This is a genomic window from Pseudacidovorax intermedius (assembly GCF_001476815.1).
Classification (GTDB): Bacteria; Pseudomonadota; Gammaproteobacteria; order Burkholderiales; family Burkholderiaceae_C; genus Xenophilus; species Xenophilus intermedius_A.
Genome location: NZ_LDSL01000142.1, coordinates 1 through 12695, shown reverse-complemented (window position 1 = coordinate 12695; position 12695 = coordinate 1). Strand labels below are relative to the sequence as shown.

At 69.0% G+C, this 12695-nt stretch carries 9 protein-coding genes; all 9 read right to left on the bottom strand.

The window, feature by feature from the left end; all coding sequences use genetic code 11:
- Positions 1 to 362: CheR family methyltransferase (locus NS331_RS20530; RefSeq protein ID WP_275936475.1), on the bottom strand; the 362-nt coding region annotated here is incomplete at its 3' end.
- 19 nt (positions 363 to 381) lie between these two features.
- The gene (locus NS331_RS20525) at positions 382 to 2016 is read right to left on the bottom strand and encodes a methyl-accepting chemotaxis protein (RefSeq protein ID WP_058643808.1); all 1635 of its coding nucleotides are present in this window, start codon (positions 2014 to 2016) and stop codon (positions 382 to 384) included.
- Positions 2017 to 2077: 61 nt separating this feature from the next.
- Positions 2078 to 2614 (bottom strand): chemotaxis protein CheW, encoded by a 537-nt coding sequence (locus tag NS331_RS20520; protein ID WP_058643807.1) that lies wholly within the window; start codon positions 2612 to 2614, stop codon positions 2078 to 2080.
- A 17-nt stretch (positions 2615 to 2631) separates the two neighbouring features.
- The gene (locus NS331_RS20515) at positions 2632 to 4836 is read right to left on the bottom strand and encodes a methyl-accepting chemotaxis protein (protein WP_206597352.1); all 2205 of its coding nucleotides are present in this window, start codon (positions 4834 to 4836) and stop codon (positions 2632 to 2634) included.
- A 95-nt stretch (positions 4837 to 4931) separates the two neighbouring features.
- Positions 4932 to 6575, bottom strand: coding sequence for a methyl-accepting chemotaxis protein (locus NS331_RS20510; protein WP_058643806.1), 1644 nt, complete (start codon positions 6573 to 6575; stop codon positions 4932 to 4934).
- 46 nt (positions 6576 to 6621) lie between these two features.
- Positions 6622 to 7155 (bottom strand): chemotaxis protein CheW, encoded by a 534-nt coding sequence (locus NS331_RS20505; RefSeq protein ID WP_058643805.1) that lies wholly within the window; start codon positions 7153 to 7155, stop codon positions 6622 to 6624.
- A 21-nt stretch (positions 7156 to 7176) separates the two neighbouring features.
- Positions 7177 to 8835, bottom strand: coding sequence for a methyl-accepting chemotaxis protein (locus tag NS331_RS20500; protein ID WP_058643804.1), 1659 nt, complete (start codon positions 8833 to 8835; stop codon positions 7177 to 7179).
- Positions 8836 to 8967: 132 nt separating this feature from the next.
- On the bottom strand, positions 8968 to 10614 hold the full coding sequence (locus NS331_RS20495) for a methyl-accepting chemotaxis protein (RefSeq protein WP_058643809.1): 1647 nt from the start codon (positions 10612 to 10614) through the stop codon (positions 8968 to 8970).
- A 71-nt stretch (positions 10615 to 10685) separates the two neighbouring features.
- Positions 10686 to 12695: chemotaxis protein CheA (locus tag NS331_RS20490; protein ID WP_058643803.1), on the bottom strand; the 2010-nt coding region annotated here is incomplete at its 5' end.

Sequence of the window (12695 nt, the reverse complement as noted above, 5' to 3'; positions counted from 1 at the left end):
ATGGCGATGCTGTAGGCCTCTTCGCCGGAGGAGGAGGCGGCGCTCCAGACGCGGAAGGGCGCGGGGCCGCGGTGGGCCAGGGCGGCCTCGCGCAGCAGCTCGAAGTGGCGCGGCTCGCGGAAGAAGTAGGTCTCGTTGGTGGTGAGCAGGTCGATGGCGGTCTGCACCTCCAGCGGGTCGTCGCCGCGCTGCAGCAGGGCGAAGTAGTCGGCATAGCTGGCGAGCTGGCGGGCGTGCACGCGCTTGGCCAGGCGGCCGCTGACCAGGGCCTTCTTGGCGGTGCCCAGGGTGATGCCGGCGGCTTCGAAGATGAAGCGCTGGAAGTGGCCGAACTCGGTGTCGGTGAGGGGTTTGGCTTGCATCGGGCTCCTGCGGCGGCGCTCAGAACGCGGCGAACTGGGATTCGCTGACGCCGTCGGCCAGCGCCAGCGGCATCGGGCGGCGCGGGGCCGACTTCGACGTGGCCCTGCGTGTATCGGCAGCCGGCCTGAGAGGGGTGGCGGACGCCCCGGCGAGCTTGAAGAAGCTCATGGTGTGCTGCAGCTGCTCGGCCTGGCTGCTCATCTCCTCGGCCGTGGCGGCGAGTTGCTCGGAGCTGGAGGCGTTCTGCTGCGTGGTCTGGCTGAGTTGTCCCACGGCGCCGTTGATCTGGCCCACGCCGGAGGACTGTTCCTCGCTGGCGGCGGCGATTTCCTGCACCAGGTCGGAGGTCTTGCGGATGCTGGGCACCATGGCATCCAGCAATTCGCCGGCGCGCTCGGCCATCTCCACACTGGAGGTGGCGACGGTGCCGATTTCCTGCGCGGCGACCTGGCTGCGCTCGGCCAGCTTGCGCACTTCCGCTGCGACCACCGCGAAGCCCTTGCCGTGTTCTCCGGCACGGGCCGCCTCGATGGCCGCGTTCAGGGCCAGCAGGTTCGTCTGGTAGGCGATGTCGTCGATGATGTTGATCTTGGTGGCGATCTGCTTCATCGCACTCACCGTCGCTTTCACCGCCTCGCCGCCTTCCGTGGCTTCGGTGGCCGCCTTGGTCGCCATGGCATCGGTGAGCTTGGCGTTCTCGGTGTTCTGGGCGATGGAGGCGGTCATCTGCTCCAGCGAGGCGCTGGTTTCTTCGACGCCGGCGGCCTGCTCGCTGGCCGCCTGGCTGAGGGACTGTGCCGTTGCACTGATTTCCTCGGAGGCGCCGGCCAGGGACTCGGCGCCACTGTTGACGTCGGTGACCACGCGCGACAGCTTGTCCACCATGTTCTTCATGGCGGCCAGCACGCTGCTGTCGTCGCCCTTGCGCGTGGCGATCTGCAGGCCGAGCTCACCGCCGGCGACGCTGTTGGCGATGTCGGCCACGTAGGCCGGCTCCCCGCCCAACTGCCTCGTGAGCGAGCGCGTGATGAGCAGCGCCAGGGCCAGCGCGACCAAGGCGCAGGCCACCAGGACCGAGACCGTCAGGCCGAAGGCATGGCGGTAGGCGGCACCGGCCGCTTCGACCGTCTTCGTCGCGGCGTCCGCGCTGCTGTCGGCCAGCTTGTCGGAATCCGCGCGCAGGCTGTCGTAGCTGCGCTGCAGGTCGCCGTCGAGCAGGGCGCGCGCCTGGTCGGTGTTGCTGGCGGCCATCAGTGCCACGTACCGGTCGTGGCTCGTCAGGTAGAGGTTCAGGTTGACCGAGGCTTTCTCGAACAACTGCTTGTCCTGCGGCGAAGCCAGCAGCGTGCCGAAGGCTGCCCACTGCTGGCGGATCAGGGCCGCCGTCGTATCGCCATCCTTGGTGGCCCTTTCGACCAGCTTGGGGTCCTGCGAGGCCATGAGCCTCAGCTCGAGCGCGCGCAGCCGGATGATGTTGGCCTTGAAGAGCAGCACGTTCTTCAGGCTGGGCATGGTGGTGGTGCCCAGATAGGTGCTGTGCTCGTTCAGCAGCGACAAGCGCGAGATGGCATACACGCCCAGGCCGATCATCAGTGCCAGGACGATGAGGAAGGCGCCGAAGAGCCTGGTCGAAAGTTTGAGTGAGCGAAACATGGTCGGCTCGGGGTCCGGGATGGCTGGTGAAGCGATGGCTGGAACGTGGTGCGGCGGGGCGTCAGGCCATGGCGGTGTCGGTGTTGCCCGCATGCTCGGCCAGTGCCGCGAGTTCGTCGCCGGCCAGCACGTGCGCCAGGTCGAGGAGGATGACGAATCGCCCGCGCACCTTGCCCATGCCCTGGATGAAATCGGCGCGGATGCGTGCGCCGAAGGCGGGTGCGGGTTCGATGTCGGCAGCGGCGATGTCCAGCACCTCGCTGACTGCATCGACGACGATGCCCAGCACCTGGCGTTCGCCGTCCTCGGCTTCGACCTCCACGATGACGATGCAGGTGCGCTTGCCCACGGGTGTGGACTCCCGGCCGAAGCGGGCCTGCAGGTCGATGACGGGCACGACGGCGCCGCGCAGGTTGATCACGCCGCGCACGGAGGGCGGCATCATGGGCACGGTGGTGAGCTCGCCGTATTCGATGATTTCCCTGATGGCCAGGATGCCGATGGCGAACATCTCGCCGGCCAGCTGGAAGGTCAGGTACTGCGAGGGCTCGGCCGTGGCGACCGTGTTGCGGCCGGTGGCAGGCGTAGAGGCGGACATGGCGTGTCTCCGGCGGATCAGTAGGCCGAGAAGCTGGACTCGTCCACGAGGGCAGGGCTGCTGCCGCCGCCGCCGAGGGCCAGCGGCGGGGTGCGCCGCGGCAGGGCCTTCGCACGCGTTGCCACCGCCGGGCGCGCAGCCGCCGACGTCGGCATCCGTGACGCGGTGTGGGCGGGGTTCGCGTCGAGGCTGAAGAAGCTCATCGTCTGGCGCAGCTGCTCGGCCTGGTTGCTCATCTCTTCGGCCGTGGCCGCCAGCTCTTCAGAGCTGGACGCGTTCTGCTGCGTGGTCTGGCTCAGCTGGCCGACGGCCGCGTTGATCTGGCCCACGCCGGTCGACTGCTCCTCCGACGCGGCCGTGATCTCCTGCACGAGGTCCGAGGTCTTGCGGATGTTGGGCACCATCTCGGCCAGCAACTTGCCGGCGCGTTCGGCCAGCTCCACGCTCGAGCCGGCCACATTGCCGATCTCCTGCGCGGCGACCTGGCTGCGCTCGGCCAGCTTGCGCACTTCCGCTGCCACGACCGCGAAGCCCTTGCCGTGCTCGCCGGCACGGGCCGCCTCGATGGCGGCGTTCAGGGCCAGCAGGTTGGTCTGGTAGGCAATGTCGTCGATGATCCCGATCTTCTGGGCGATCTGCTTCATCGCGGCCACGGTGGCCTTCACGGCCTCGCCGCCCTCGGCGGCTTCCAGTGCCGCCTTGGTGGCGATGCCGTCGGTCACCTTGGCGTTGTCGCTGTTCTGGCTGATCGAGGCCGCCATCTGCTCGATGGAGGCGCTGGTCTGCTCCACGCCGGCGGCCTGCTCGCTCGCGGCCTGGCTCAGCGACTGTGCCGTGCTGCTGACCTGCTCGGAAGCCCCAGCCAGGGCGTCGGCGCCGGTGTTGACCTCCGACACCACGTCGACGAGCTTGCTCACCGTGGTGTTGGCGGCATCGCACAGTGCCAGCAACTGGCCCCGGCAGTCGGCATTCGCCTGGCGGCGCAGGTCGCCGGCGGCCAGGGCTTTCAGCACCGCGCCCACTTCCTCCACGGGCGCGACGATGGTGTCCAGCGTGCTGTTGATGCCCTCGACGATGGCGCGGAAGTCACCGTCGTGGCGCTGCGCATCGGCGCGCACGTCCAGCCGGCCGGCACCGGCGGCATCCACCAGCATGCGGGTGTCGACGATCAGGGCCTTGAGGTTGGCGCGCACCTGCTCGATGGTGTCGTTGATGAAGGCCTTCTTGCCTGGGAAGGCATCCAGCGGCGCATTGAAGTTGCCCTTGCCGAATTCGGCCACGCAGGCCATGGCCTTCTTCTTGACCACGATGTGGCCGGCCACCATCTGGTTGATGCCCTCCGCCATGTGGCGGAAGTCGCCACTGAAGCGGGATGCATCGATCGTGACGTCGATGTCGCCGCGGTCGTGCTCGGCCGACATGTGGTTCATCCCGGCGATCAGGCCCTGCAGGTTGGCGCGCACCTGTTCGATGGTCTCGTTGATGAAGGCCTTCTTGCCGGGGAAGGCCTCCAGCGGTGCCGCGAAATTGCCCTTGCCGAATTCGGCGACGCAGGCCATGGCCTTCTTCTTCACGGCGATGTGTCCGGCCACCATCTGGTTGATGCCCTCGGCCATGGTGCCGAAGTCGCCCGGCAGGCGGGTGGCGTCGATGACGGCGTCGATGTCGCCCTTGTCGTGTTCGCGGGACATGCGGCCAAGGCTACCCAGCATGTCCTTGAGGCTGGCCTGCAGCACCGTGGCCTGTTGCTGGATGTGGCCGAACTGGCCTGGCAGCGCCGGCCCCGGCTCGGCCGCCATGTCGCCACGTGCCAGCGCCTGGAGCTGGCCGTTGAGCTGCAGCGCGGACCGTTCGGCGCTCGACAGCAGCGCGTTCACCGCGTCCGCCAGTTCCTGGAAGAGCGGCGAGGCGGCGGCCGGAATCTGCAAGCGGACGGCCAGGTCGCCTGCGGTCGCTGCGGCGATGGCCTCCTTCACGGCCTTGTGGGCCTGCTGTTCGATGGCCTGGTCCGTCAGGGCCTGGGCCGACGCGCGGTCCGCGCGGCGCAGCACCGCCAGCAGCGCGGCGGCGAGCGCGACGACCGAGAGCGCGGTGGCGATGGCCAGCGCGCCCGTGGTGGACCGGGCCAGCGTGGCGGCGCTGGCGGCGGTGGCCAGCGACAGCGCGATGGCGGCGAAGAGCCCCAGGGCCGGCTGGGGGCGACTGCGGAGAGTGGCGAGCATCGTGGGTTTCCCTTTTTTGTTGAGGTGTGTGAGGAACGGGTGAACGCTGCAGCCGTTTTGGCCAGCCACGCGGAGCGCGGAGGCCGGTAGCGGCCTCAGAAGGCAGCGAACTGCGACTCGCTGACGCCGCCGGCCAGGGCCAGTGGGGCGGCGCGACGCCGGCCCGCAGGGCGGCCCGCCGCGGCCCGCTTCGCATCGGCAGTGGGCACGGTGCGGGCGGTCTGCGCGGCGGCGAGCTTGAAGAAGCTCATGGTGTGCTGCAGCTGCTCGGCCTGGCTGCTCATCTCTTCGGCCGTGGCGGCCAGTTGTTCGGAGCTGGAGGCGTTCTGCTGCGTCGTCTGGCTGAGTTGCCCCACGGCGCCGTTGATCTGTCCGACGCCCGAGGACTGCTCCTCGCTGGCCGCCGTGATCTCCTGCACCAGGTCGGAGGTCTTGCGGATGCTGGGCACCATGGCATCCAGCAGTTCGCCGGCACGTTCGGCCATCTCCACGCTGGAGGTGGCGACGGTGCCGATCTCCTGCGCGGCGACCTGGCTGCGCTCGGCCAGCTTGCGCACCTCGGCGGCCACGACGGCGAAGCCCTTGCCGTGCTCGCCTGCACGGGCCGCCTCGATGGCCGCGTTGAGCGCCAGCAGGTTCGTCTGGTAGGCGATGTCGTCGATGATGTTGATCTTGGTGGCGATCTGCTTCATGGCCTGGACGGTGGCTTTCACCGCCTCGCCGCCCTCGGTGGCTTCCGTCGAGGCCTTGGTGGCCATGGCATCGGTGAGCTTGGCGTTCTCGGTGTTCTGGGCGATGGAAGCGGTCATCTGCTCCAGCGAGGCACTGGTCTCTTCCACACCTGCGGCCTGCTCGCTGGCGGCTTGGCTGAGGGACTGCGCCGTGGCGCTGACCTCATCGGACGCACCGGCCAGCGACTCGGCGCCGGCATTGACGTCGGTGACGACGCCGGAGAGCTTGCTCACCATGTTCTTCATGGCGGCCAGCACGCTGCTGTCGTCACCGGAGCGGGTGGCGATCTGCAGGGTGAGGTCGCCGCCAGCCACGCTGTTGGCGATGTCAGCCACGTAGGCCGGTTCGCCGCCCAGTTGCCGCGTCAGCGAGCGGGTGATGACGAAAGCCATGGCCAGGGCCATCAGCAGGCAGGCGCCGAGCACCGATGCCGTCCATGCCCGCGCCGTGCGGTAAGTGGCCGCGGCTTCCTTGCCCGCCTCCACGGCCTCGGCCACGTTGATGTCGGCCAGCTTGTCCGTCTGCACGCGCATGAGGTCGTAGCGCTCGCGCGCTGCGCCGTCGAGGATGGCGCGGGCCTCGATGGCGCGTCCTTCCAGGATGAGGGCCGTCAGCTGCTTGTGTTGGGTGAAGAACGCTTCCATGCTGTTCTTCGCCTCGTCGAAGAGCTTGATCTCCTCCGGAGTGACGAGCAGCTTGCCGAAGGCCGCCCACTGCTCGCGGGCCTCGGCCATGATGCGCTCGCCGTTCTTCACCGAGGCATCGATCGCCTCCGGGTCCTGCGTCGAGAGCAGGCCCTGCTGCACGGCCCGCACCCGCACCGCGTTGCTCTTGGCCATGAGCAGGTTCTTGATGCTCGGCACGATGTTGTCGGCCAGGTGGGTGCTCTGCTCGTTGAGCACCGACAGGCGGGTCAGGGCATAGAGGCCGAGGCCGGCCATCAGGGCCATGACCACGGCGAAGGCGCCGAACAGCTTGGTGGAGAGCTTGAGGGGATGGCGGCGCATGGGGTGTCTCCGGGAGCGGTTCTTGTGGTGGAGGGAGCGGGGTGGCTCAGCCGTCGGTGCCCGGCGCCACGGCGGCCAGTTCGGCCAGCTCGTCCGTGGCCAGCACGTGCTCCAGGTCGAGCAGGATGACGAAGCGCCCGCGCACCTTGCCCATGCCCTGGATGAAGTCGGCGCGGATGCGTGCGCCGAAGGCGGGGGCGGGCTCGATGTCGGCCGGGGCGATGTCCAGCACCTCGCTGACGGCGTCGACGACGATGCCCAGCACCTGGCGCTCATCCTCCTCGGTGCGCACCTCGACGATGACGATGCAGGTGCGCTTGCCGACGGGCGCGGACTCCCGTCCGAAGCGGGCCTGCAGGTCGATGACGGGCACGACGGCGCCGCGCAGGTTGATCACGCCGCGCACGGAGGGCGGCATCATGGGCACGGTGGTGAGCTCGCCGTACTCGATGATCTCCTTGATGGCCAGGATGCCGATGGCGAACATCTCGCCGGCCAGCTGGAAGGTCAGGTACTGGGTGGGTTCGGCGGCTGCGGCCGGCGAGGGCACAGCGGGGGAAGAAGTGGTGGCGGGGCGCATGGTGTGTTTCGGTAGCCTCGATCAATAACGGGCGAATTGGGATTCGTCCATGTCCCCGTCGGCGCCGGCCAGAGCGAGCGATGGCGCGCGTTCGCGGCCCAGCTTGGCGCTGCGCCCGGCCGACGCGCTGCGCGCGGACGAGCCGGTGGGTGTCACGCGGGTGGGTCGTGAGCCGGTGAGCTTGAAGAAGCTCATGGTGTGCTGCAGCTGCTCGGCCTGGCTGCTCATCTCTTCGGCGGTGGCGGCGAGTTGTTCGGAGCTGGAGGCGTTCTGCTGCGTGGTCTGGCTCAGCTGCCCCACGGCGCCGTTGATCTGGCCGACGCCCGAGGACTGCTCCTCGCTCGCGGCCGTGATCTCCTGCACCAGGTCGGAGGTCTTGCGGATGCTGGGCACCATGGCATCCAGCAGTTCGCCGGCACGTTCGGCCATCTCCACGCTGGAGGTGGCGACGGTGCCGATCTCCTGCGCGGCGACCTGGCTGCGCTCGGCCAGCTTGCGCACCTCGGCGGCCACAACGGCGAAGCCCTTGCCGTGCTCGCCCGCACGGGCCGCCTCGATGGCCGCGTTCAGCGCCAGCAGGTTCGTCTGGTAGGCGATGTCGTCGATGATGTTGATCTTGGTGGCGATCTGCTTCATGGCCTGGACAGTGGCTTTCACCGCCTCGCCGCCTTCGTTGGCTTCCGTCGCCGCCTTGGTCGCCATGGCGTCGGTGAGTTTGGCGTTCTCGGTGTTCTGGGCGATGGAGGCGGTCATCTGCTCCAGCGAGGCGCTGGTTTCTTCGACGCCGGCAGCCTGCTCGCTGGCGGCCTGGCTCAGCGACTGGGCGGTGGCGCTGACCTCTTCGGAGGCGCCGGCCAGCGACTCGGCGCCGGCATTGACGTCGGTGACCACGCGCGAGAGCTTGTCGACCATGTTCTTCATCGAGGCCAGCACGCTCGCGTCGTCGCCGGGACGGGTGGCGATCTGCAGGGTGAGGTCGCCGCCGGAGACGCTGTTGGCGATGTCGGCCACGTAGGCCGGTTCGCCGCCCAGTTGCCGCGTCAGCGAGCGGGTGATGATGAAGGCCATCAACAGTCCCAGCACGCTGCAGACGGCCAGCAGCACGAAGGTCCACATGCTGGCGGTCTCGTAGGTGGTTCGCGCGTCGCTTGCCGCACTTTCCGCCTGGGCCATGTTGATGTCGGCGAGCTTGTCGGTCTCGGTGCGAATCAGGTTGTAGACCTTCGAGGACTCTCCGTCGAGCAGGGCGCGTGCCTCCTCCATCTTGCCTTGCGAGGACAGCAGCACCAGCCGCTCGTGCGAGGCGAAGTAGGCGGTCATGGCGTCCTTGACCACGTCATAGAGGCGGCGTTCCTCCGGGGACACCAGCAGCTTGCCGTAGTCGTCCCACAGCTTGCGTGTGTCCTGGATGCGCGTGCCGCCCTCGCGGCGCGCGGTCTCGATGGATGCCTCGTCCGCGGAGATGATCGTGCGCATCTGCAGAGAACGAAGGCGGTTGATGTTGGACTTGCTCAGCAGTACCTGCTTCATGCTGGGCACGATGTTGTTCGCCAGGCCGTCGGCTTCCTCATTCAGCGCAGAAAGCTTGTTGGCGGCGTACAGCCCCAGGCAGATCATCAGCAGCAGGACGATGATGAAGGAGCCGAACAGCTTGGTGGAGAGTTTGAGTTTCCTGAACATGGTGCTTCCCTGAAAAGACGCTGAGGTGTTGGGTGGCGAGGTCGGCGCGCGCTGATCTGGGGCCGCGTCATGCCGGATGCCGGGGATGGGCCGTTCTAGGCTGTCGAGTCCATCGTGGAGGAGGTTGGTGGTTCAATAGCGGGCGAACGAGGATTCGTCCAGGCCGTCGGCACCGGCCAATGCCAGCGGTGCCGGCGACAGCTTCCGACCCACGCGCCGGGGCTGGCGGGCCGCGGCGGGCGCGGGCTCTTCCTGGGCCGGCCTGGCGCGCAGCGGTGCCGCCCCGGCAAGCTTGAAGAAGCTCATCGTGTGCTGCAGCTGCTCGGCCTGGCTGCTCATCTCTTCGGCGGTGGCGGCGAGTTGCTCCGAACTGGAGGCGTTCTGCTGCGTGGTCTGGCTCAGCTGGCCGACCGCGCCGTTGATCTGTCCGACGCCCGAGGACTGCTCCTCGCTGGCCGCCGTGATCTCCTGCACCAGGTCGGAGGTCTTGCGGATGCTGGGCACCATGGCATCCAGCAGTTCGCCGGCGCGCTCGGCCATCTCCACGCTGGAGGTGGCGACAGTGCCGATCTCCTGGGCCGCGACCTGGCTGCGTTCGGCCAGCTTGCGCACCTCGGCGGCCACCACGGCGAAGCCCTTGCCGTGCTCGCCGGCGCGGGCCGCCTCGATGGCGGCGTTCAGGGCCAGCAGGTTCGTCTGGTAGGCGATGTCGTCGATGATGTTGATCTTGGTGGCGATCTGCTTCATGGCCTGGACAGTGGCTTTCACCGCCTCGCCGCCCTCGTTGGCTTCCGTCGAGGCTTTGGTGGCCATGGCATCGGTGAGCTTGGCGTTCTCGGTGTTCTGGGCGATGGAGGCGGTCATCTGCTCCAGCGAGGCGCTGGTTTGCTCGACACCGGCGGCCTGCTCGCTGGCCGCCTGGCTCAGCGACTGGGCGGTGGCGCTGACCTCTTCGGAGGCACCGGCCAGCGACTCGGCGCCGGCATTGACGTCGGTGACCACGCGCGAGAGCTTGTCGACCATGTTCTTCATGGCGGCCAGCACGCTGCTGTCGTCGCCGGGGCGGGTGGCGATGGCCAGCGTGAGGTCGCCGCCGGCGACGCTGTTGGCGATGTCGGCCACGTGGGCCGGCTCGCCGCCCAGCTGCCGCGTCAGCGAGCGGGTGATGAGCAGCGCCAGGCCCAGTGCCAGCACCACGCACGCCGCCAGCAGGCTCAGCGTCCAGCTGCGCGCCTGCTGGTAGGCCGCCACGGCGGCGTCGCCCACCTTGTCCGCCATCGTGGCATTGAGTTCGGCCAGCTTGTCGCTGGTGTCGCGGATCATGTCGTAGCGCTTCTGCATGTCGCCGGCAAGCAGTTCGCGGGCCTCGATCAGCTGGTCCTGCAGGGCCAGCTTCATGATCCGGTCGTGCTCGGCGAAGAACTTGCCGAAGCCGTCCTTCACGGCGTCGTAACCCTGCTTCTCTTCCGGAGAGTTCACCAGCGGGGCATAGCTGTCCAGCAGCGCGCGGGTCTCCGCGACGATCTTCTCGGCGTTCTTGGTGTGCTCGCGAATGATCAGCGGGCTTTCGGCCATCAGCGCGCGCAACTCCGTCACGCGGATGCGCACCAGGTTGGCCTTGAGCAGCAGCGCGTACTTCACGCTGGGCAGGGCGTTGTCTGCGAGCTCATGGGTCTGCTGGTTCATCCGGCCCATGTGCCACAGACCATAGAAGTTCAGCCCGGTCAGGAGGGCCAGGACGAGCAGAAACGAGCCGAAGAGCTTCGTCGAGAGTTTCATGGAGGCGAACACGGTTTTCTCTTGGTTGTCGTGACGTGTGATGGGCGAGACGGCGACGGTGTGCGGATGCGTCAGGACAGCGCCGCGGCCGGACGCTCTGCCGTGGCCTTGCGGCGCTCGGCCGCGTCGGCCTTCGGGGCGGTGGCCTGTGCGGCGAGCGCCGCCACATCCAGGATGAGCGCGACTTCACCGCTGCCCAAAATGCTGGAGCCGCTGATGCCCTGGAGGTGGGCGAACATGGGCGCCAGGGGCTTGATGACGGCCTGGGCCTCGCCCAGCAGGCGGTCCACGATCAGGCCGAAGCGCTGGCCGCCCTGGCGCACCACCACGATGCTCTGGCGGGCGGTGGCCGCGCCCTGCACGGCGAACAGGCTGCGCAGGCGAATGAAGGGCAGCACCTGGCCGCGCAGCTCGGTGTAGTCGTGGCCGCTGTCCTCGCGGAACTCGATGCATTCCTCGATGGCTTCGAGCGGCAGCACGAACACCGCGTTGCCCACGGCCACCTGGAAGCCGTTGATGATCGCCAGCGTCAGCGGCAGGCGCACCGTCACCGTGGTGCCCACGCCCGGCTCGCTCGCCAGCGCCACCGTGCCGCGCAGCGCCGTGATGTTGCGCTTGACCACGTCCATGCCCACGCCGCGGCCCGACAGGTTCGTCACCTTCTCGGCCGTGGAGAAGCCCGGCTCGAACACCAGGTCGTAGATCTCGGCGTCGGAGAGCGCGCGCCCGGGCTCGATCAGCCCGCGCTCGGTCGCCTTGGCCAGGATGCGCTCGCGCGAGAGCCCGCCGCCGTCGTCGCCCACCTCGATCACGATGTGGCCGGCGTCGTGGTAGGCATTGAGCGTCACCGTGCCACGCGCGCTCTTGCCGCGCTCCAGGCGCAGGGCCGCCGGCTCGATGCCGTGGTCCATGCTGTTGCGCACCAGGTGCGTCAGCGGATCGGCGATCTTCTCCACCACCGTCTTGTCCAGCTCCGTGTCCTCGCCGTGCACCACCAGCGCGATGTCCTTGCCGATCTCGCGCGCCACGTCGTGCACCACGCGCTGGAAGCGGCTGAAGGTCGCGCCGATCTTGACCATGCGCAGCTGCAGCGCGCTGTCGCGCAGCTCCTGCACCAGCCCGGTCAGCGTGGAGTGGGCCTCCTGCAGCGCGCTGTTCTGGATGTGGCGGCCGGCCTGCGTGGCCGTGGCGCTGGCCGTGATCAGCTCGCCCACCAGGTCCACCAGGCGGTCGAGCTTCTCGGCATCGACCCGCACCGACTGGCTCTCGGCCGAGCGGCTGGCCTTGATCTGCTTCTGGCGGCTGAGCGCCGCCTCCACCACCGGCGCCTGCACGCTGCGCTGCTCGACCAGCAGCTCGCCCAGCGGCGCGGCAATGCCCGCGTCCTGCAGGCGCAGGGCGTCCTCCAGCTCGCGGCGGGTGAGGCTGCCGCAGGTCACCAGCATCTCGCCCAGGCGCAGCGCCTCGCCCTCGCCGTCGCCGGCCGGTGCCAGCAGCTTGAGCAGCTCGACGTAGCGCGAGACCTCGCTGTCCGGCGGCACGATGTGCACCGCGCAGTCGTCCATCACGAACTCGAAGGCGCCCTCGATGGCGGCCTTGGTGGCGCTGCTGCGCAGGCCGATCTCGAAGCCCAGGTAGCAGGACTCGGCATCCATGTCCTTGAGCGCGGGCAGGCGGTCGGCCAGGGTGGCGATGCCGGTGATGGTGCCCAGCTTGCCCAGGTAGCGCAGGAAGGAGATCGGGTCCATGCCGTTGCGCAGCACGTCGGCGCCGAAGCGCAGCGAGATGTGCCAGTGGTCGCTGGCGCGCCCGCCGGCCACCGCGATGGGCACGGCGGCCGGCGCCGGCGCGGCGGCGTGGCTCGCGGCCGGGGCGCCCGCGGCCTGCAGCAGCTGGTGCAGCTCGGCCAGCAGCGGCTGGCCGTGCGCGGTGAGTTCGGCGTCGGCCTCCAGCTGGCCGGCGGCGGCGGCGGCCACCAGGCGGCCGATGTGGTCGCGCACGCCCAGGAACAGCGAGACCAGGGCGTCGTCCAGCGCGATGGTGCCTTCGCGCACGCGGTCAAGCACGCTCTCGGCGACGTG